This is a genomic window from Bacteroides sp. ET336 (genome assembly GCF_024733815.1).
Classification (GTDB): domain Bacteria; phylum Bacteroidota; class Bacteroidia; order Bacteroidales; family Bacteroidaceae; genus Phocaeicola; species Phocaeicola cellulolyticus.
In genome coordinates this window covers 159,333-179,700 of sequence record NZ_JANRHK010000001.1, presented here as the reverse complement: position 1 = coordinate 179,700, position 20,368 = coordinate 159,333, and the positions used below count along the sequence as shown (strand labels likewise).

17 protein-coding genes are annotated in these 20,368 nt (G+C 39.1%); 8 read left to right on the top strand and 9 right to left on the bottom strand.

Annotated features, from left to right (window positions below; all coding sequences use genetic code 11):
* Position 1 precedes the first annotated feature (1 nt).
* The 6 genes from NW213_RS00890 to NW213_RS00865 all read left to right on the top strand — a co-directional run bounded on the left by NW213_RS00890 (position 2) and on the right by NW213_RS00865 (position 6,197).
* On the top strand, positions 2 to 490 hold the full coding sequence (locus NW213_RS00890) for a hypothetical protein (protein ID WP_007843136.1): 489 nt from the start codon (positions 2 to 4) through the stop codon (positions 488 to 490).
* Entirely contained in the window at positions 487 to 1,698 is a 1,212-nt protein-coding gene (traM, locus tag NW213_RS00885) for a conjugative transposon protein TraM (RefSeq protein WP_007843138.1), read from the top strand. The genes NW213_RS00890 and traM overlap by 4 nt, the downstream gene beginning before the upstream one ends.
* A gap of 73 nt (positions 1,699 to 1,771) precedes the next feature.
* A complete protein-coding gene (gene traN, locus NW213_RS00880) occupies positions 1,772 to 2,659 on the top strand; it encodes a conjugative transposon protein TraN (RefSeq protein WP_007843140.1) in 888 nt (295 codons plus the stop codon).
* Positions 2,660 to 2,662: 3 nt separating this feature from the next.
* Positions 2,663 to 3,136: a hypothetical protein gene (locus NW213_RS00875; protein ID WP_258321525.1), complete on the top strand. Its 474-nt coding sequence runs from the start codon at positions 2,663 to 2,665 to the stop codon at positions 3,134 to 3,136.
* 20 nt (positions 3,137 to 3,156) lie between these two features.
* Positions 3,157 to 5,466 (top strand): type IV secretory system conjugative DNA transfer family protein, encoded by a 2,310-nt coding sequence (locus tag NW213_RS00870; RefSeq protein WP_007843144.1) that lies wholly within the window; start codon positions 3,157 to 3,159, stop codon positions 5,464 to 5,466.
* An 11-nt stretch (positions 5,467 to 5,477) separates the two neighbouring features.
* Positions 5,478 to 6,197 carry a TraX family protein gene (locus NW213_RS00865; RefSeq protein ID WP_032948149.1) on the top strand — a complete coding sequence of 240 codons (720 nt, stop codon included), beginning with the start codon at positions 5,478 to 5,480 and terminating at the stop codon, positions 6,195 to 6,197.
* On the opposite strand, the gene NW213_RS00860 is transcribed toward NW213_RS00865, so the two are convergent.
* The 9 genes from NW213_RS00860 to NW213_RS00820 all read right to left on the bottom strand — a co-directional run bounded on the left by NW213_RS00860 (position 6,141) and on the right by NW213_RS00820 (position 18,150).
* Positions 6,141 to 6,956 carry a hypothetical protein gene (locus tag NW213_RS00860; RefSeq protein ID WP_007843149.1) on the bottom strand — a complete coding sequence of 272 codons (816 nt, stop codon included), beginning with the start codon at positions 6,954 to 6,956 and terminating at the stop codon, positions 6,141 to 6,143. The two genes, NW213_RS00865 and NW213_RS00860, sit on opposite strands and share 57 nt — an antisense overlap.
* 219 nt (positions 6,957 to 7,175) lie before the next feature.
* The gene (locus tag NW213_RS00855) at positions 7,176 to 7,874 is read right to left on the bottom strand and encodes a hypothetical protein (protein ID WP_007843152.1); all 699 of its coding nucleotides are present in this window, start codon (positions 7,872 to 7,874) and stop codon (positions 7,176 to 7,178) included.
* Positions 7,871 to 8,410 (bottom strand): hypothetical protein, encoded by a 540-nt coding sequence (locus NW213_RS00850; RefSeq protein ID WP_258321524.1) that lies wholly within the window; start codon positions 8,408 to 8,410, stop codon positions 7,871 to 7,873. The genes NW213_RS00855 and NW213_RS00850 overlap by 4 nt, the downstream gene beginning before the upstream one ends.
* 161 nt (positions 8,411 to 8,571) lie before the next feature.
* Positions 8,572 to 9,537 (bottom strand): hypothetical protein, encoded by a 966-nt coding sequence (locus tag NW213_RS00845; RefSeq protein WP_258321523.1) that lies wholly within the window; start codon positions 9,535 to 9,537, stop codon positions 8,572 to 8,574.
* Positions 9,515 to 12,157, bottom strand: coding sequence for an AAA family ATPase (locus NW213_RS00840; protein WP_007843155.1), 2,643 nt, complete (start codon positions 12,155 to 12,157; stop codon positions 9,515 to 9,517). Before NW213_RS00840 ends, NW213_RS00845 begins: the two co-directional genes overlap by 23 nt.
* 4 nt (positions 12,158 to 12,161) lie before the next feature.
* Positions 12,162 to 13,178 carry a DUF1848 domain-containing protein gene (locus NW213_RS00835; protein WP_007843157.1) on the bottom strand — a complete coding sequence of 339 codons (1,017 nt, stop codon included), beginning with the start codon at positions 13,176 to 13,178 and terminating at the stop codon, positions 12,162 to 12,164.
* 18 nt (positions 13,179 to 13,196) lie between these two features.
* Complete coding sequence (locus tag NW213_RS00830; RefSeq protein ID WP_007843159.1) at positions 13,197 to 13,775, bottom strand: serine protease; 579 nt, start codon at positions 13,773 to 13,775, stop codon at positions 13,197 to 13,199.
* A gap of 382 nt (positions 13,776 to 14,157) precedes the next feature.
* Positions 14,158 to 17,346 (bottom strand): hypothetical protein, encoded by a 3,189-nt coding sequence (locus NW213_RS00825; protein ID WP_007843160.1) that lies wholly within the window; start codon positions 17,344 to 17,346, stop codon positions 14,158 to 14,160.
* A gap of 165 nt (positions 17,347 to 17,511) precedes the next feature.
* Positions 17,512 to 18,150 (bottom strand): glucosaminidase domain-containing protein, encoded by a 639-nt coding sequence (locus NW213_RS00820; RefSeq protein WP_032948150.1) that lies wholly within the window; start codon positions 18,148 to 18,150, stop codon positions 17,512 to 17,514.
* A gap of 83 nt (positions 18,151 to 18,233) precedes the next feature.
* On the opposite strand from NW213_RS00820, the gene NW213_RS00815 reads away from it, so the two are divergent.
* Both NW213_RS00815 and NW213_RS00810 read left to right on the top strand, forming a co-directional pair.
* On the top strand, positions 18,234 to 19,019 hold the full coding sequence (locus NW213_RS00815; protein ID WP_007843162.1) for a DUF4099 domain-containing protein: 786 nt from the start codon (positions 18,234 to 18,236) through the stop codon (positions 19,017 to 19,019).
* Positions 19,020 to 19,030: 11 nt separating this feature from the next.
* Positions 19,031 to 20,350 (top strand): DNA mismatch repair protein MutS, encoded by a 1,320-nt coding sequence (locus NW213_RS00810; protein WP_007843163.1) that lies wholly within the window; start codon positions 19,031 to 19,033, stop codon positions 20,348 to 20,350.
* Positions 20,351 to 20,368 lie beyond the last annotated feature (18 nt).

Genomic DNA, 20,368 nt, shown 5'->3' with positions numbered 1-20,368 from the left:
TATGAAATCATTCAGAAAAAAGATACAGGAAAGCCGTCTGAAAACGCATCTGCTTGTCAGGTCGTGGTTGCAGCCAAGGCTGGGTGCCATCGGAACAAGATACCGTCTGGCCGCAAGGATAAGACTGGCCAACAGATGGGCGGCAAAGCATTCGAAAGCTACATTCGCAGGTGTGGCAGGGACACTGCTTCTGCTACTTGTCAGTACCGTTGCCATAGATTCCGGCAACGGAAAACAGAGTGAACCGGATGTCAGTTCGATTGCTGGTATGGAACCGGTGTTTCAGGGATTCCGTACCATCCAGGCAAACAAGGACATTCACCGCAGTGCATTGACGGACATGACGGTAAAGGGACAGTTACTGCATCATGAACTGGACTCCATGATTGCCATACCTGTAAAGAGCCGTGAGGATTCCTTGCGGATCATCCTCAAATACCGGCAGCTGGAAAATATAGTCAAATCCATTAAAAACAATGATAACCCATGATTAAGATTAATTTCAAACAGCCCAAGTATATCTTTCCGCTGGTCATATTCGTTCCGCTGTGCGCACTGGTATACTTTGTGATGCAGACCTTCTCCGGCAGTGAGGAGACTGCCGGAACGGTAGCTACAGATCGTATCAACATGGAACTTCCCCAGGCCAATGCCGAGGAGGCCGGAGACAAGATGTATGAGATGTCCAGACATTTCGGTGACGAAGATGCCTTCACAGCCGTAAGCGGTATCGGGGAGGAAGAACAGAAGAAGGAGGAACTGGAACACGGCTACAGCGAGGAGGAGCTGAACCGTCTGGATGCAGCTGAAGCTGAAAGACAGCGGCAGCAAAGGGAGCTTGAAGAACTGGAGCGTTCCCTTGCAGAATCAAGAAAGCATATCAATGCATATGCTTACGGAAACGGTCCTTCGGGAAACGGTGAAACGGGTTACGGAGGTATGGGCTATTCCTCACAGGACGAGTTTGCACGTGACCTTGAAGAGATTCAGCGGAGGAGTTATGAACGGCAGAAGGCCATTGAAAGCGGACTGGGTATCAAAGACCCGGAAGCAGAGGAAGCGGAAAGAAAGCACAGGGTTGATTCCATAGCCAGAGTACATCAGGAGGAAAGGGAACGCAACCGTCCGAGTCTGGTAATCAAGTCCGATGATACCAATGCTGACAGATTCAATACGGTTACTGCTCCGGATGAATTTGCCGAGAACAAGCTGATACGTGCCATGATTGACCAGACTACAAAGGCGCATGAAGGCACACGTCTGCGGTTCAAGCTTCTGGACGATGTGACGGTAAGCGGTACAAGGCTGAAAAAGGGAACTTACCTCTATGGAACGGTAACAGGTTTCGGACAGCAGCGTGTCAGGGCTTCCATAACCAGTATCCTTATCGGCGACAGGTTCATCAAGGTTAAGCTTTCTGTTTTTGACAATGACGGTATGGAAGGCTTCTATGTTCCTGAATCGGCTTTCAGGGATTTCATGAAGGATGCTGGTTCCAATACGGTACAGCAGAATATCAGTTTTGAATCCAGTGACAGTTACGGTACCGGTATTTCTACGGAGGCCATTGCCCTCCAGTCGCTGCAGAACATGTATAACTCTGCAACTTCTGCCATATCTTCCAATATCAGAAAGAACAAGGCAAAAATCAAGTACAATACCATCGTTTATCTGATAAACTCGGAGGATGCACGCTAAGATACCGATACTTAATATTGCGTTTATATCCGATTATAACAGTACCATTCATAAAATATAAAGATTACTCAATATGAAAACCAGAATTTTTCTGATAATATGCCTTATCACAGGCATAGCCGTAGATTTGTCGGCCAACGAGAAGATATACATCAACAGGGAAGTGACCACGCACATTGTCATGCCCGAGAACATCAAAATGGTGGATATTTCCACTACTAAAATTATTGGCAACCAGTGTACAGACAATATCGTCCGCATCAAGCCTTATCTGGAAAATGATTCTATATCATCTGAAGGTTACAAGGAAAACAAACTGCTGGGTACACTCACCATTATCGGTGAACGTCATATCGCCCAGTATGACATCCTCTATACCGAATCACCCCAATATGCTTCTACCATCTACAATGTATCCTACAATGAGACACAGTCCTATATCAATCCGGAGGTTTCCATGCCTATGGCCGAGATTGCACGATATGCCTGGGCTGTCTATGGAAGCAGAAGAAAGTTCAACCAGATTGTATCAAACAAAAACGGAATCAGGGCATACATCAACAATATCTATTCCATCGGTGACTATTTCTTTCTGGACTATACGCTGAAGAACAGGACCAGGATTGCATACGACATTGAGGAAATAAGGGTAAAACTTACTGACAAAAAGGAAACAAAGGCAACCAACTCACAGACCATAGAGCTTACTCCGGTATTCTCCATGAACAACACCCGTAAGTTCAGGAAGGACTACAGGAATGTGCTTGTGATTCCGAAGCTCACTTTCCCTGAAGAGAAGGTGCTCCGTCTGGAGATTTCCGAGAACCAGATAAGCGGACGTGTGGTGGTACTCACCATCGAGTATGAGGACATTCTCAATGCAGACGGCTTCGACTCGGATATTCTGGACGGTGCCGACTATTACCCCTACTATTATATTGATCATTCCATAAAAAGATAGGCCATGAAGAAGATTCTGTTCATTCTGTTTTGCTCGGTTGCATTCATCGGTGCATCGGCACAGACCGGAAAGGTTTCCGTCAATGCCGGATTCCTTTTTCCAAGTACGCTGAATGCCACTTTGGGTTATGAGTATCCGCTTTCATACGGAAATGCGGTTGAAATATACGGTGAGGTCGGGAATCACTGGCAGAAGCCGGTATGTCACAATTTCTGGAAAGGATATTTCTGGAATGGAGGTATGGTTTACAAGCATCGTCTGGCACGGTACAAGAACGGCATGATGCGCCTTCGTCTGGGGCCTCAGTTCGGTGCGGTACAGAAGAAGTTCTTCTTCGGGCTGGAGGCCGGATTTGAATACAGCTATGTGTTCCGCAGCGGACTGGAGTTCTCTGTCATACAGAAGAACAATGTGAACTTCCTGCATGGGGATACCTTCCGTAACGGTCTGCTGTTGGGTATAAAGATTCCTTTCTGACAATATAAATCTTACAGTGTATGGCATTTGAGGAAACAAGGGAACAGCAGCAGATGTACAACTACTTCAGGAGCTGCATCTATATATTTCTGATTATTGAAATCATCATGAACCTGCCTGTCACGGCTGACAACAGGGTTACTCAGTTCGTACTCGACCTGCTGGCACGCTTCAAGGTATTCAATTCAGTATCGGGATGCAAGGTGGCCGAACTGATATGCATCTGTATTGTCTGTATCGGCACAAAGGCTGAAAAGTCCCTGAAGTTCAATGTAAGGACAATGGTTATCTATCCGGTACTGGCCGGCCTGACTCTTGTGGGGCTTTGTTTTGTATTTCATGGCATGAGTTTCGGATTCAGCTGGCTGGGATTTCCGGCCAACCGTCTTCTATATGCGGTGTGTTCGGTGGTGGGTAGCATGCTAGTACATCAGGGACTGGATGGGATTGCCAAATATTACAACTACAAGGTCGGTGAGGACCGTTTCAACTTTGAGAACGAATCGTTCCAGCAGTCGGAAACGCTGGTCAGCAACGATTACTCGGTAAACATTCCGATGATATACTACTGGAAGAAAAAGATGCACAGGGGATGGATCAATATCATCAATCCGTTCCGTGGCACAATTGTACTGGGTACACCGGGTTCCGGTAAGTCTTTCGGTATCATTGACCCGTTCATCAGGCAGCATTCAGCAAAGGGATTTGCCATGATGGTATATGATTTCAAGTATCCGACACTGGCCAAGACGCTTTTCTATCAGTACTGCAAGAACCGCAAGGCAGGCAAATTGCCTCAGAACTGCGGATTCCGTACCATCAACTTTACTGATGTGGAATACTCCAACCGCATCAATCCGATTCAGCGGAAATATATCCCGGATCTGGCTGCAGCTTCCGAAACAGCGGCTACTCTTTTGGCCTCACTCAACAAGGGAGGTGGAGAGAAGAAGGGCGGTTCGGAAGCCTTCTTCACCAACTCTGCGGAAAACTTCCTGGCTGCCATCATCTATTTCTTTGTAAACTTCCATCCGGTCGGATTCAGGAACGGCAAGAAACTGAAGCGTTTCATATCACTGGAGGGAAAGAAACTGGAGATTGTCATACGCAACTGGGATGACTTCAATGCCATCGACAAGGACGGCAATGTGGTACTTGATTTCGTGGATGAGAACGGCAATGACGTATCGACTGACGAGGACCGTATGTTTGTGGACCTGAACGGATACAGTTATAAGGACAGGACCGGCAGGAAGATTCTGATTCAGAGGTGCTGGTATGAGGACGAACATGGCAATGAGGTGGAACCGGATACCGTAACCGGAGAGTTTTCGGATATGCCGCATGTGCTTTCATTTCTTGGGAGACCATACGACCAGGTATTCAATATCCTGATGCAGGATGACAGGATTGCTTCGCTGATGGCTCCTTTCAAGAGTGCATACGAGAATAAGGCGAATGACCAGCTGGAAGGTATGGTCGGTACGCTTCGTGTGAACGCCGCACGTCTTGTTTCTCCGGAAGCTTACTGGGTATTCACCGGGGATGATTTCGACCTGAAGATTTCTGACAAGGCTAATCCGAGCTATCTGGTAATAGCCAATGACCCGGAAAAGGAACAGGTTATCGGCTCGCTCAATGCCTTGGTTCTGAACCGTCTGATTACAAGGGTAAACTCAAAAGGTAATATTCCGGTGAGCATCATCGTGGATGAGCTTCCGACACTGTACTTTCACAAGATAGACCGTCTTATCGGTACGGCCCGTTCCAACAAGGTTGCCGTAACTTTAGGTTTCCAGGAGCTTCCACAGCTGGAAGCTGACTATGGCAAGGTCGGTATGCAGAAGATTATCACCACCTGCGGTAATATCTTCATGGGTGCGGCACGTAACAAGGAGACGCTGGAGTGGGCACAGAATGATGTGTTCGGAAAGGCAAAGCAGACTTCACGTTCCATTTCCATCAACGACCACAAGGTATCAACCACAATCTCTGAGAAGATGGACTTTCTGGTTCCTGCTGCCAAGATTGCGGATATGGCAACAGGCTGGCTGGCCGGACAGGCGGCACGTGACTTTACGGCTACCGATGACAGTATGCTTGACCATTTTGACATCGAGCAGTCGGAAGAGTTCAAGACCACCAAGTATTTCTGCAAGACACACTTTGATATGAAAAAGATTAAGGACGAGGAAAAACACTATGTGGCTCTACCCAAAATTTATGAGTTCAAGAACGACAAAGAGAAGGAAATCCTGCTCAACCGTAACTTCAAGCGTGTGAACCAGGAAGTGGAGGATATGGTAAAGGAACTTCTCGGTATCAGTTAAATATGTAATTTATAAATATGACCTTAAAACCGGCATTCGGACTTAGCGGCAGTGCCCTGAAAGTCATTGCCATGATTTCCATGGTGATAGACCATATTGCTCTCTATCTGATGGAGCACGGTACCGTATTATACGAAACGATGCGCTGTATCGGGCGCATCGCTTTTCCTGTGTTTGCCTTCCTGATAGCGGAAGGATTTATCCATACAAGAAGCAGGTACAGGTATTTCTTTACTCTGCTGGGCTTTGCCGTAATCAGTGAAATACCCTGGTTTCTACTGAATGGTGCTGACGGGACACATAATGTGATGTTTACGCTTGCATTGGGTGTGGCCACGCTTATGGTTCTTGAAAATCTTCTGCAACGTAGTATGGTACTGGGATTCCTTTGGACGCTTGGTATGGCCGGATTCGCTTCCTGGCTTGGAGTGGATTATGAATGGAGAGGGATTATTGTTATCGTTATATTTTATCTTTTTAATGTATATGGTCACTCTTTCCCATATAGTAGAGGTATGCAATTTTTTTGCACATTTGTTTTCATGATGCACTATGGGGTGATAGGTGCTGTAATGTCCTGCATGATTATTTATCTATATGACGGAACAAGAGGATTTGTACAGGGAAGCATAGCCAAATACGGTTTCTATGCTTTTTACCCTGTACATTTCATTTTATTTATTCAGATTTGCGAAAGGTCTTTTCCCGGCATATTGATGTTTAAACTCTGATATCAGCATTGATTCAACATCTTCCGGTTCATCTGTTGGTAAAGGTTTCCAGCAAAATAACAGTTCTTCTGCATCACTTAACTGCCAAATATAACGTCCTCCTTTATGTCCGACAGGTTTGCCTTGTCCAAATTTTAGATATTGCAATATTCTACTTCTTAATGTAGCTTCTTTACCTTCTCCTCCAGCTTTACCGATATAAAGTACAGGTGTATTATAAACCCACTTTTCTTGTAAGATTTTTATTGCTACATTAGGATCTGTTCCTTTAAAATATCCACCGCTACCTTTATCTAAAAAGAATGGTTCTTTTGTAATAATACGTAACACCATATATACTCCTCTTATTGCGGGTATTTGCGAATAATTATTCAATAAACTTTTAACCGAAACAAATCCATAAAATCCTTCATTCTTAAACGATTCTATTTCCCCAAAATCGATTCTATTAATCCAGTTTGAATCTTTATTTTTATTAGTTCCTTGGTTAATAATGGCGTTCTTACTTTTACTCTTATCAGTAATAATTGTAGATGTTGTCTTATCTATAATCTTTATTTTCCCAGTATCAATGAGTTCATCTAAATCATCAAGAGTACAATCTATTATTCCCCAATCATCCCTTCCGAAAAAACCTATTTTACGCATTCTATTACGTAACTGTTTTTGACTATTTCTTGGAGCATTTTGACGTTCTGTTATCAATTCTCTTAGTTTTACTATTTCAGCAGATGTAAACCTATCTTTTCCTTTCATCATATTAGCTTTATTAAAGTTCATATTTAAATTATAAATTCAAATTCACCTTTCCAAACTTCAGGTATCTTCTTCTCCTGAACTTCTCATAAACCAGAGCATAATACTCCGGAAGATACTGTATCATAGCATCCACTAAATCCTCTAAAGAAACAGCACTCAGCATGTTGATTAGCAAAAGTTCACTATTTATTTTTATGGAGGTTAATAAGAGTTACTTCTTCATAAGACATCATTTCTATAAAAATTCTCCTTAAAGAATTTTACACCCGTGTTGTCCTTCACAAGTTTAGCAAAATCTGATATTACCTTATCCGTCTCTGATTGTGATGCAAAGCGTTGCATCTCATATTTCTTTAAAATGGAATGTTCCTTATCTGTTGAAGTTATAATAGTATCTTTTGATGACTCCAAAAAACGAGTCAAGAAATCTTTTTGTGATTCATTTGGTCGATTCGGATCACCTAACCATAATTGTGAGAATTTGGTAGTATATACAGAAACATTGAATACTATATATGAATGAGATACTTCTGAACTGGCATATGAAGAAACATCTGTCATATGTTTATTCTCATCATTGGATATAAAATATCCATCATCAGAAACCTGAAATACTGACATTTCTACAGTATGTTTCCCTATTTTTGTAGTTCCGAAATAATACTCAAAGAAATGACCATACAGAAAGTCTAGCCCCCACATATCCTTAAAGACATTCAATTTTGCATATTCCTTGTCTGGGCTGTTCCTTCTATTTTTAATCTCGTCACTATACCAGTTCTTGCTTCCCCACATATCAGTATATGGTGTTTGTTCTCTGATATAATTTACTATGTTAAGTATACGTTTCTGGTATCTTGAAAGCAGTCTGAATGCATTTCTTACATCAACGAATATATTGTCAATCTCTTTTTTCATATCGTAAAGTATTTTTTTAAGTTATCTATTGAAGATGAATTTATTATATTCTTTTCCGTTGCCATGGTATTGAACCAGTCTATATTATACACACCATTTATATTGAAGGCCAGTATTATATTATCAAGTAAACGCAGTGTAGCTGAAATATTCATATCAGGAACACTAATCCTTTTCAATTCGCTTCTATATTTGTTCGTAGCTATTAACAAAGAAAGCCAATTGCATTTGAAAATTAAATGCTTTCTACTACGTACCTTTATCTCTTCAATATCCATTGACATATTACCTCCTACTGCAATGAATATTACAGGCTTTTCTTCTTTTCCATATTCATTATCATATGCTGTTAATTCCTGAGTCCATTGTTTCAAATACTGACCACCATAATCTCCGTATTTCGCCTCAATAATTACATCAAATTCTTCAAAACGTATAAATAAATCAGGCTCTACATAAGTATTGTTATCTGTACCAGTATTATCCCAATGTGACCAAAACTCATAAGATAATAATTTACCTGAATTAACCAACATTCTTTCATTATAGAAACAAGAAGACTTTAGTATGTGCCAAAATACATTATCTGGCAACAACATAAGGTTCTCGAAAACAGAGGAAGTTTTAGGATCCTCATAAGTATATTTATGTGCGTATGTACTATGTAACATATTATTACTTTTTCTTATCTGTTCTGCTATAGTTCTATATCCACCTTCCCAAACTCTAAGTATCTCCCCCTGAACCTCTCATAGACATGAGCATAATACTCCGGCAGATACTGTATCATCGCATCCACAAAGTCCTCCAAGGTAACATCACTCAGCTTGTATTCATACTCCGGCTTCAGGTACCTCGTTACCGAACTGATTTCCTCTTCGGTTGACGGATGCTCCTTCGGCGAAAGCACTACAGAATACGAATCCTTCAGCCCTTCGACCATCCTATACCGCTCTGTAAGCAAAAGGTTTCTGTAAATCTGCGTAAGTTTTACTTTATCTCCCATCAGCAGCTTCTCAAAGTCTGCGCTGAACAGACCGGTATCAACGAGCATCTGTTTCTGCTCCTCACAACGGCTGGCCTCGTTCACTCCGAGCACATCCGTATATTTCGTCTCGATGGCGATGATATGCTTGCCACCCTTGTTATCCACGAATCGGATATACGCATCCATTGCAGACTTGTCGTTCGTGTAGTTCTCAATCGGTGTAGGAATAAACTCCAAACCGATTTCTGTCACCTCAAATACCGGGTAGTTCCTGAAGACTGACCTCACGGCAAGCGTAACCATTGCCGGATCCTGCTTCAACAGTAACATCAGGGGATGGAACAGGTTGAATGCCATCGGCTGGCTCGATAGCAGGTTGTTGAACAGTCTGAACCCGTCTATCGTCTCATTTTCCCTTTTGTTGGCCACTCTTTCCTTGGCATACTCGAAAGTCTCCTTCATCAGGAAGTTCTTTCCGGACACCTCACCACCACTTATCATGTTTCCATACTTTCGCTTGGAGGCTCTTGTAGGTCCAAATCCTTCCTCTTCGCCTATCTCCACTCTGTACATAGACTGGAGAAGCCTTGCTTTTCTGGTGAAAGCATTGTCGCTTCCACACTGGTTTCCATATATATTATCCATTATTTTTCTATTTATTTGTGTAGTCCTCATTAATCATATTCCTTTTAAAGAAATTATGATATAACGTATTTCCATTATTTATAATTACTATATTTTGCTTTGATCTCGTTATTGCCGTATATATTACTTCTGGTTTATTTAGTGAGCTATTTATTGTATAACCGTTACCATCACCTTCAGGTTGTAATAATATAATTACATTTGCTGCGTCCCATCCCTGGAAACTATGAATTGTTGAGAATTTTAATCCTCTATCCATCATAGTAAATTTCAACTTCTTTACAGAGTCATCCTTTAATTTATTTTTTTCATCTATTGGTATAAATGTTGTTATGGTTGGCTCATCTGTTGTTTTCCGATAGTTGTATTCTATGTCTTTTAGGATAATAGAATTTTGGCCTAAAATTACAGTCTCATTGACATCAAAGCCTTCAATTCTTAATATACTAGATATAATTTGTGTCAGCTTATTTATATTTATGTCTGAATTGTTATACATGTACTTTAAACAAGTAAACATACCATCTTGGAGCAATTCTGCTTTTTCAAAATTGTCAGCATTTATAAAACCAAAATCATTTTGAAATTTCTTGGCTAAACTTGTCAATTGATTGTTTGCAAATCTGTGGCATTTACTTAATTGCCGATTCCATTCTCCTCCAATAACTCCTATACGAATATCTCCATTTGAATCAGTATCTCTATTATATATATTCTGTTTAGGATCTCCAAAAACCACAAACTCACCATTTTCCTTCAGGAATTTATTATAAAGAATTTGAAGCCACTCACTTTTATAACTTTGAACTTCATCTATAAATATGGCATCAAAATGCTCTATATCATTTTCTTTATTATCAAAAAAAGTTGTATCATCAAACGAATTAAAATATACATGTTTCCCAATAGTTTGAGCCTGTTCCTTAAAAAAATGGTGATAGTGACTAATATGTAGCTTGTTCCAATAGAAATCAGCTCTTACATCATTGATGCGATATCGTAAATAGTTGGATAAAGTTTTATTGTATGTCAAAATAAGTATATTACCACCAGTTCTAATTTGGGCGTTTACAGCCCTAGTTGCAAGAACTTGTGTTTTACCAGCCCCTGCAACACCGCTAATTTTTTGTTTCCTTTTAGCTATACTTTGTGAAAGATTCCTTTGTATCGTAGTTAAATTTATAGATTTACCTTGTCTGTAAGAATGCCATTTGGGTGTTAATTCTTTTAATAGACTATAAAACAACTGCTTATCGAAAGACTCACGCTCTTGATTTAAATTCAACCAATTTAATGCAGACATCATTCTTGTTTTATTATTTATGACATCCTTACCTAACAAAGAAATATATTTAGTATCTTCTTTTTCAAATATTTCTTTTATCTCCTCAGTCGTATTTTCTGTAAAAAAAATAGCAGTTTTTACCAATGAATAATTCTTCTTATCCTCTTCTGTTTTTTTGAATAATAATTCATTTTGTCTGAAAAACTCAAGACGTGTTTCTACGATGTCTTTTATAAATATATTATTTTCGTCCTCAATTGGATTAATATCATTCTCTTCGTGTTCATTCTCTTCGTTAACGTCATCAAACACATCTGATTTTGTTAAAAATCTATTGCAGATGTTTATTATCAATATCCCTTTCTTCTCACATATCAATACCAAGTCAGCTTTCTTTCCATATATTTTTTGTTTTATGAGAATAATGTCATTGGGCGAAATCTGATTTAATAAATACAAGTATATTAAGCGTAATTCTTCAGATATAATACCATTCTGAACTGCAAGACGTGGATCATATTCATTATATACCGTATTTTTACTGTCTGTAAAATCCGGTACCATAATATTTTCAATATTATTTACATTTAAAGGATTTCCATTGTAAACAAAACATTTGGTTTTACATGTAAACGTATAAAATGTGTCTGATGTTTTTCCATATTGGGAATCGTCTACATTAGAAAAATAATCCTGTTCACCAAAGATACTACAGAACTGTTCAATCTTATATGCATTACTATTTTTAGGCCCGATGCATAGAATAATATTATTTCTGCTTTTATCACTTACAATATTTGCCAGTTTACCTAAATCAATACTATCAATATCTAGTATATTAGAAAATATATGAATAACATTTTTATATCTGTAACCTAATTCATGAATTTCATTTTCTTTTCCTGCTCCAGGTAAATAACTTTGTATTGGCTGTATACATACAGCACCATTAGTTGCAATTGTAAGATTTATTTCTGCCCTTTCCAATGCAAATTTTGATGGTTCTATAAGTGTTATTTGTTTTAACCATTGTAGTAAATCATGTTCTTTAAAGCAGTCAACAACACACATTGAACCAATACCTTGCCCACATCCCCAATCAACAATTTCAATACTGCCTGATATATTATCAAAAGGAAAGTTCTGTAAAGCTGATCTGCATTTTATCATATGCATTTCCCCATAGGCAGCAATATAACAGTTTAAAGCATCTTCATTGTCTAATAAAGCAACACCATTATGAAGATCTGGATATCTATATGGTCTTGTCTTATAATCTGAAGGCGTTAAACTTCTACATGTTTCTATTACATCTTGCATAGAAAGAGATGCTTTCGCTTTTATATGTTCATAGTATTCTCTCATTCCTTTATCTACCGGTTATATTTTCATTATGCGGATTTTCTCTATGTTTCACATAATTCTGTTTAGCAATCTCCTTGCTCGAATTTGCGTAACAATATTCACAAAGATGCGGACATGTATTGTACTCTCCTATATCCTTGCTATCTATACATCCGCAGACTTTCCTTTGACCTTTATCTTTCTTGTTTTTCTTATATTCAACACTAATCTCTCCGAATATATCCTTCGTAACTTCTACACCTATATGGTTCATCAGCAGTATGTCATCAGAGAAATACTTTATCATCAATTCATCATCTATACACTTGTTATGCTTGATACCAAACATATCCAGGTCTATCTTTTCTGCACACGTAGCCAGCTCGAGTTTCCATTCCTTGTTCATATCCACGAGCCCAGTAGCAAACTCTATCATATCTTCCTGTGAAAACTCTCTATACTGAATATTGTTATTATAGAGATTGTTCTGTACCTTCTTATATGACGAAATATCAGCAAAACTGAAGACAAGTTTCTCTGTATATCCGTTCAATTTGACTCCTATATTGTAAATCTTCTCCAAGAGATCATCTACTATCAAACCTTTGGCTAATATCAATGGGTCAAATCTCCATATTACTTTTCCATATCCTAATCTATCAACCAACCTCTTGAATGTATCCATTCTATTACTTAATGATGGTACACCCATCTCCAGTTTCTCTTCATAATAGTCATTCAATGTAAACTGGATATAGCTATTTATGCCTCTATTATCTAAATAGTCCAATAAACCTCCTGTCTTAAGAAGTGGAGTTGGATTCTTTGACCAGAATACAATAAGCCTTGTCTTATCGTATGCCACATAAGATTTTACCCCATTGAAAGGGTTTTTCCAAACTGAGTATCCTTTATGCAGCCTTTCCTGGAACCAGTCTGCATAAAAGGCAGGTATATCTGTAGCACGGCTTGCTGACACAATAACCGGTGCACCAGCTTCTACACTTATACCATCGTCTGTATTTATCGTTATCTTTTCCATTTTTACTGTTTACTGAAATCAGTTCGTTTCTAATAACTCTAAAATTACTTTTGAGGATAAGAATACACATAAACTTAATGGCCATTCTGTGTTGCATGGTGTATTATCATCATTACAATTTCCAGCACATAATATCCCTACAACTTCTCCATTCAGAAATACAGGACTACCACTACTTCCTGATTTAAGCTGTTCATCAGTCTCAGATGCATAGTAATTCCCATCTTTTAATCCATTTACTACAGTATTACACTCTACATATTCTTCTCCTAACATTCGCCAACTACAGCTTTTCAACACATCACCTTTTTCTGGAACAACATCAGAAAGAACCAGCGGACTATTGGCATTTGGAACAGAATATACAGCTATATCATACCCATCAGAATCATTTTCATCATTATGGAAAACTATAGGATTAATCAAAGCTATTCTTTTACCATTCCATCTAATCCTTGGGTTTTCACATTCAGATATCACATGACCTGCTGTTATAAACATATCTCCAACCATTACACCGCAACCTTCATTATAGTTATCGGATATAATGGATAGAACGTATTGCTTCATTTTTGTTATATCTTGAATCTTATCCATATCAGTTACTTATCAAAAATAATATATAACTACCTTATCTTTAACATATTCGAAAGCATCCTTCATAAAGAAAAGTTCTTGCCAGACACTTCTCCTCACTAATAATGTTTCAGTATTTAAGCTTGGTAGCCATTGTTGCCCCGATTTCTTCCTTTTCACCTATCTACACCATATACATAGATAGAGTAGCCTTACGCTCTTGGTGAAAGTGTTATCGATCCCACGCTGATTCCCGTATATGTTATTTAAATCTTTCATTCTATCTATTAAGAATTTATTATTTCTATAGTATTACTACTATTTATCTCAATTTTTATTACATTGATTACAATAAAAACATTTACTATCCATGTTTTTATAAGATTTCACACCTATTATGTGCTTATTTAATAATTTCCCTCATACCTTCCAACACTCTTATTATTGGAGCTGTTTCGTCTATTTCTTTTGGGATATAAGGATTATCATCAGGTTCAATAGCAATTTGTGCATCGTCATTAATATCAATCAAGTATGCTTCTCTAAATTCAACATCATTAAATTTGAATGCTTCATCAAATGAGTTTGGCATAATGATATTATTATTTTCTGTTATCTGAAAAGCCATTAGCCAACAACCTCCAAACCGCTTATATTGTTCTTCAAAACGAGCAAGATTTTCATTGGATGATGGCGTCATTGTATGTTTTCTGGTTATTGTCGCAATATACCTTTGTTCCTCATTATCTTCATGCGATAATACAGGAGCGATACATATGCGATAATACGCAGGATTATTAGCATCTATCCCTTTTATTATGTAGATTCGAACATTTGGCTTGCCCTTATCTTTTATTGGCCTCCATTCCGAAGTAATTGCCTGACCGCGTTCTAAGTTTTCAAAAGCTAAACCAAAAAAAGGTGGCATTGTCCCATATACGTCATGAACAAAACCGCAACCTTTCCAACCTGCATCGTCCCACAAGGTCATATCTGAATTAATCTTGACAGTTGTTACATCAGATTGCAGATGGTTAATATAACTTCTTTCCTTAAAGTCTGTATGTGAACCCTTGTAAATATAATCTTTATCTGTTTTGCGCATCCAATCTTCTAATTTATATTTAAATGTTGGACCCAAAACATTGCGCATATCAAGTTTTGTATGTTGTAGTACGGAAACTCTATCTATAAGACGTTCACCATTTTGTTTTGACTGTAGTATCAACTCAATATTCTCCTGTGTGACAGAATTACGTAATAACAAACTTGAAATAAACATCGCTATACATTCCCAACATTTTTTATCATTGAAATCATCCTTATTTATTCTGAATTCATATTCAGAATTTTTTGTTAATGGTACCATAGTAGAAGGTGTAGTTGACCATATGACACGTATATTAATTTCATTATCAATCGCTATTATTTCGAATTTTTCAAAAGTCGCAAAGAAAGATTCAATGGAAGCTAGGAAGATTTCTATTAGCTGTTGGGTCTCGCAGTCATTTTCATAAGTAACAGTGATAATAAAATTCCGCACAGTTGTTTTTAGATATGCGTATCCTGCAGTTGAAATATTGATTTTATCAAGAAGTTGATTAAGAAGTGGTTGATTTTGAAGTCTGGAATGCTCAACTACGTCTTGTAGTATTGGTAAACATTTTTTATCAACCTCATCCGGATATCCCAATATTAGTTTAAGATACTCAGAACAAATAACCATACCTAATCTTTCAAATACATCAGGTAATTTTGCTATTGCAGGATGACGCAGATCCGTTACAGATAACCTGCAAGCCCATGAAGCATCATCCTTTTCACATGATTGTTTAAATATATCTTCATTCCAGAATTGTCCATTTGATGCTACTACCTGCATAAGTTCATACCAGTTCCAGTACATGACTATGCGCCCCAAAAGCAATTCTATTTTACATAGTTCATGTAAAACTGTAATTAGCAAGTGAGGTACTACACCTGTAGTATAAAATTGTTTCATTAAGAAGGAAACAGACTTTAATAAATATGCTTTTGCACTATAAGGCAAATCAAGATTACTAAGTGCTATACCCATATAACCTGAAGATTTTATCAGTTTTTCTTGATATTCTTCTTGCTCATAGGCATAAACACAAAATCCAAGATGCTTGATGGCATACTTCCATTTCTTTTTATTAATTTGTTTTTTTGCTCTTGAGAATCGTAAATCTGCAGCATCTACTCTTGATCTTTTATCAGCAAGTATGTCCGCCATTTCATCAATCAGTTCATCAAATTCCAAATTATCTTCGATTGTATCCGAAAGCATTTCCATTATTTTGAAATTGGTTTCAAAACTGATTTCCGAATGTGATGCTGATTCTAATAGTAATGGTCGCAAAGTAGCAATATCTTCATCAATAGGAGTATTTTGTTGGATATGCGCTATTAATTGTTGTACCGCAATGTAAATACGTAAAAAAAGCAAACAGGATGGCTTATTATTTTCGGTTTTTAGCCGTTCCTCAAATATTTTAATATATTTATATTCAGTTTTAACTTTCTCTAAATCATATAATCCAGCCCTTCCAACATTGATTAAATTAGTCAGTATATTGGTAAGTCTCTCTATTCTGAATACAGTACAGTCAGATTCAATAAATTGCTTTAATTTCTGAAAATCAGCATATGTAGCATCAATATCCTCGTACCAGAAGAAACTTGTCCAAGCATGATCATAAATCAAAAGAAACATCTGTTGAGGTGAACCATGCCTTTCACATTCTCGCATAGCACGGTTAAATCGTCCTTCAACTTCTGTCCGTGGACGCTCAAGGCCTCTGCTTAAAAGGCATGCCTCATGAAGCTCGTTGACGTAACTAGTATCTAATCCTTCTATATTACGCCATATATTTTTTTCAATTTCATCTAGTCTTTCTTGTCGAGCCTTATCTCTAGGTCCGACAGTCACAGAGTGTTTCTTGTATTCATCAGAAAATCCCAAATGTTCAAGAGCAAGATCAATGCACCTATCCTGAAATACAGAGTTCTCACACCAAAGACAATCAAATATTTCTACTTTTAGGCCATATTTTTCTGTGAGATTTTTCTCAACTTCAGCACGTGTACTAGCTTTTATAAATTGATTAGAGAAAAAAAGAGCGCGAGTATATCCTCTTTTTGTCCCAACAATCTTCTCAATATCACTCTCAATCTTTGGTTTCCATTGTTTTTTACAACTAATGGCAAACGCCCAAAGTTCATTACCTTTTGCTGTATTTTCGCTTGAGTACCACTTATCTGAAATATCATCCGAGACCTGATATGTCTCCGCATCTACTTTACCATCACCACCACCGTCTGGACCTGTTTGTGGTTTGATATTCGGTGTTATTTTTCTTTGCGCAACAGCTACAATAAAATTTTCAAATGCACTCTGTTTTTTTTGTATAGAGAGAAAATTCATTTGCTGTTCAAACAACTCTTTTGTTAACGGAATATCATATGTTTCCACTGTATCGGAAAATTTTTCTGGGCGTTTCTCTCTGTAGTAAGAGAAAAAAGATGAAGCTGTATATTCTTGATTGCTGTTTATGTTTGATGAATCCATATAATAAGTAACTATTTAGAACGTAAATATAACGATTTTAAGATATGAATTCAAAATAAGTTTGATTAATATTTAACTAGCTGATACAATAAGGAATAATACAAAGTTTATTTTATGATAATAAGCCTAGAATTATATATTCACATTATTGGGGGAAATCATTATTTAAAGTAACATCTTCAATATACTAATAATTTCCACCAAATAATTCGGATCTTCCGCATACCCAATCTCATCAAGCCAAAGCAAATAGTTACCACCTTTATATTTGTATTGAACTTTTGTATAATAAGCCCGAACACTTTCCGTCCAATGATTGAATTCATAGTATTTCCCTGTACGTGGATTGGTAAGTCCGAAAAGATTATGCTTATTTCGACATACCGATGAACGGAACCATCCGGTTTCCAGTATAGCCTGAGCCAATACGATTTTGGGATATAGGATTCCGTTTCTAATGATTTCTTTATAAAGGTTGGGGATGGTAAGTTCAGGAAGATGATTTTCTGATTTAGTAATATCATCTGTTTTCTTTTGCAGTTCTGTTTTTAGGGATGCCTTCCTGTCACTATTCCGGCTGATATTTTCCAATTTTTTCTGATTGTCCGGCCCGACAATCAGGGTATCTTTTACCATCATCTTATTCTTTTTCCCTTCTGTAACATCCTTTGCTGCACGGTTATAAGACTCTTTTCGTCTTTCTGTAGGCAGAATTTCCGAATCTCTGGTTATCGTATAGAACTGTGCCGATACGCTTACCGGCAAAAACATCAGTAGCAATAAAATCAGAATAGTGTTGCGCATTTCTTTTTCAGGGGATTGCCGTAAATACATTTGTGGCATTCAGGCGGTTAGAACCGCAAATATAACAGCTTAATTACAGTAATATGGAAATGCACAACAGAAATCAGTCCGATTTATTGCCATACGAGAAACTGGCAATACTGGGTATCGACCGTGAGAAAGCGGACAGCTTGCCCATGGAAGTGAAGGAGAAACTGATGGCATGTGAAGTGACTCCCATCATGCAGGTATCCATCAACGCAAGGAACGGCAGCATCATTACCATGCCGATGAAGCTACAGATGACTACAGACAAGAACGGTGCTCCGGCTCTTATAGCTTATCCGGTACGTGCCGAACTGGACCGGGAACGCAACAAGGTTCTCAATCTCACTCAGCAGGAGGCTGAACGCCTGGCCAGAGGCGAGGTAATACAGAAGGCGGTCAACGTAAACGGTGAAAAGACTCAGCAGTATCTCCAGCTTGATCCGGAAACAAAATCCGTCATTCACAGACGTGTCACAGACATAAAGCTGGAGCAGCGTCTGAAGGACATGGAGAAGGTAAACGACATTGAACTGGGTACGCAGCAGAAGCAGCAGGTACGGGAGGGAAAACCTGTTGAACTGAATGTGGGCGGCGAGAAGGTTTCGGTCGGCATTGACCTGAAGGAGCAGCAGGGATTCAAGCTTATCAAGGGTGACATGAAGGAATGGGAAAGGCAGCAGAAACTCCGCTATGACGAGATTCATCCTGAATACCTCGGCCTTGTTATGACAGACAAGAACCGTTGGGAGTATAAGAAGGTGGTGGACAAACAGTCTGTGGAGCGTGCCATTTCACTCTCTCCATCCCGAAAGGAAACAAAAGCAAACAGCCTTAAACTCTAATACTGATTCCTATGGCCAAAAAGACAGATTCAGATAATGATACCGGTATCATACGGCAGTTCAACGAACTGAAGAAGAAGCATCCGGATGCCATGCTGCTGTTCAGACGGAACAGTTTCTATGAACTATATAAGCAGGATGCCGTCAAGGCTGCCACAGTGCTTGCCATCGAGATTGCAGACAGGATGTTGCCGGACTACAAAAGGCCTGTAAAGGTTGCATCATTCCCACAATCGGCACTTGACGTTTATCTGCCCAGACTGATACGTTCCGGAATAAGGGTGGCAATCTGTGATGCACTGGACAGTCCTTTGAAGAAGAAGGCCGGACAGGACAAGGCTGAAAATAATGACAGAACCATTCAAAACAATACAGATATGGGAAAGAAGAAAAAGGAACAGGGCGCGCAGGAAGCTCCTGACAGAACAGTGGAGAGCACTGTTGATGTAAAACCTGCAAGGGAAAAGAAATCGAAGGCCAAAGCCGAAACCAAAGCTGAGACCGGGACGGATAATGAGGTAAAGACCGAAAAGAAGGACGAACAGAAAACGGAGACAGCCCAGGAACGCAAGCCTCGTGAGCCTCAGATGGTGACGGCCAACGGTGAAAAGGTAACTCATGGTCATGCCTACCAGAGTACCACCAATCCTGCCGACTGGTACTTTACCGCAAAAATTGACGGACAGCAGCTCAAGCCGCAGAAGATGGATGCAGCCGACCTTGCTGCCTATCAGAACAAGGAAATGACGGTGCCGCAGCTGATGGAACGCTACTATCCGACAAAGCTGATGCCGAAGGTATCTGAGGAAGCCTTCCGTATGCCGATGGAGATTGCAGGACCGGACGGTTCCATAACCGTTAACAAGTTCAATGTCTATAAGGAGAAGGACGAGCAGCGTCCTGACTTTGGGAAATACAAGTTCTATGTTCAGGTTGGGGATACCAACATGTCTGCCGTGGCTTCACGCCAGGACCTGAATGCCTACTTTGACAGGGTGGCCACTCCAAACCAGCTTATTGAGAAGAACTTCGGGGAACGTCTGCATCTGAAATCTGCATACGAGAAATATCAGCTTCCTGAAGGTGTTGACCCCAAGGGTGTGCGTGTAGCCAAGGATAGGAATGACAACAAATGGAAGGTGTCGGTTGACCTCGGAGAAAAGGGACAGACTTCCCGGCATGATATCTCCTTCGATGACGGCTATTCTCTTTTCAAGACCAAGACGGCCACAAGGGAACAGATTGCGGCCAAGTACCTGAATACGGAAATAACCGGTATGCTTGCCGCCAACACCGCAAAGGTGGAGAAATCGGCTTCTATGAAAATGTAACATAATCAGAAAACTAAA

What these genes read in the sequence shown, in the direction of transcription:
- NW213_RS00890 (WP_007843136.1), top strand. Translation starts at nt 2, where the DNA reads ATGAAATCATTCAGAAAAAAGATACAGGAAAGCCGTCTGAAAACGCAT.
- traM (WP_007843138.1), top strand. Translation starts at nt 487, where the DNA reads ATGATTAAGATTAATTTCAAACAGCCCAAGTATATCTTTCCGCTGGTC.
- traN (WP_007843140.1), top strand. Translation starts at nt 1,772, where the DNA reads ATGAAAACCAGAATTTTTCTGATAATATGCCTTATCACAGGCATAGCC.
- NW213_RS00875 (WP_258321525.1), top strand. Translation starts at nt 2,663, where the DNA reads ATGAAGAAGATTCTGTTCATTCTGTTTTGCTCGGTTGCATTCATCGGT.
- NW213_RS00870 (WP_007843144.1), top strand. Translation starts at nt 3,157, where the DNA reads ATGGCATTTGAGGAAACAAGGGAACAGCAGCAGATGTACAACTACTTC.
- NW213_RS00860 (WP_007843149.1), bottom strand. Translation starts at nt 6,956, where the DNA reads ATGATGAAAGGAAAAGATAGGTTTACATCTGCTGAAATAGTAAAACTA.
- NW213_RS00855 (WP_007843152.1), bottom strand. Translation starts at nt 7,874, where the DNA reads ATGAAAAAAGAGATTGACAATATATTCGTTGATGTAAGAAATGCATTC.
- NW213_RS00850 (WP_258321524.1), bottom strand. Translation starts at nt 8,410, where the DNA reads ATGTTGGTTAATTCAGGTAAATTATTATCTTATGAGTTTTGGTCACAT.
- NW213_RS00845 (WP_258321523.1), bottom strand. Translation starts at nt 9,537, where the DNA reads ATGAGGACTACACAAATAAATAGAAAAATAATGGATAATATATATGGA.
- NW213_RS00840 (WP_007843155.1), bottom strand. Translation starts at nt 12,157, where the DNA reads ATGAGAGAATACTATGAACATATAAAAGCGAAAGCATCTCTTTCTATG.
- NW213_RS00835 (WP_007843157.1), bottom strand. Translation starts at nt 13,178, where the DNA reads ATGGAAAAGATAACGATAAATACAGACGATGGTATAAGTGTAGAAGCT.
- NW213_RS00830 (WP_007843159.1), bottom strand. Translation starts at nt 13,775, where the DNA reads ATGGATAAGATTCAAGATATAACAAAAATGAAGCAATACGTTCTATCC.
- NW213_RS00825 (WP_007843160.1), bottom strand. Translation starts at nt 17,346, where the DNA reads ATGGATTCATCAAACATAAACAGCAATCAAGAATATACAGCTTCATCT.
- NW213_RS00820 (WP_032948150.1), bottom strand. Translation starts at nt 18,150, where the DNA reads ATGCGCAACACTATTCTGATTTTATTGCTACTGATGTTTTTGCCGGTA.
- NW213_RS00815 (WP_007843162.1), top strand. Translation starts at nt 18,234, where the DNA reads ATGGAAATGCACAACAGAAATCAGTCCGATTTATTGCCATACGAGAAA.
- NW213_RS00810 (WP_007843163.1), top strand. Translation starts at nt 19,031, where the DNA reads ATGGCCAAAAAGACAGATTCAGATAATGATACCGGTATCATACGGCAG.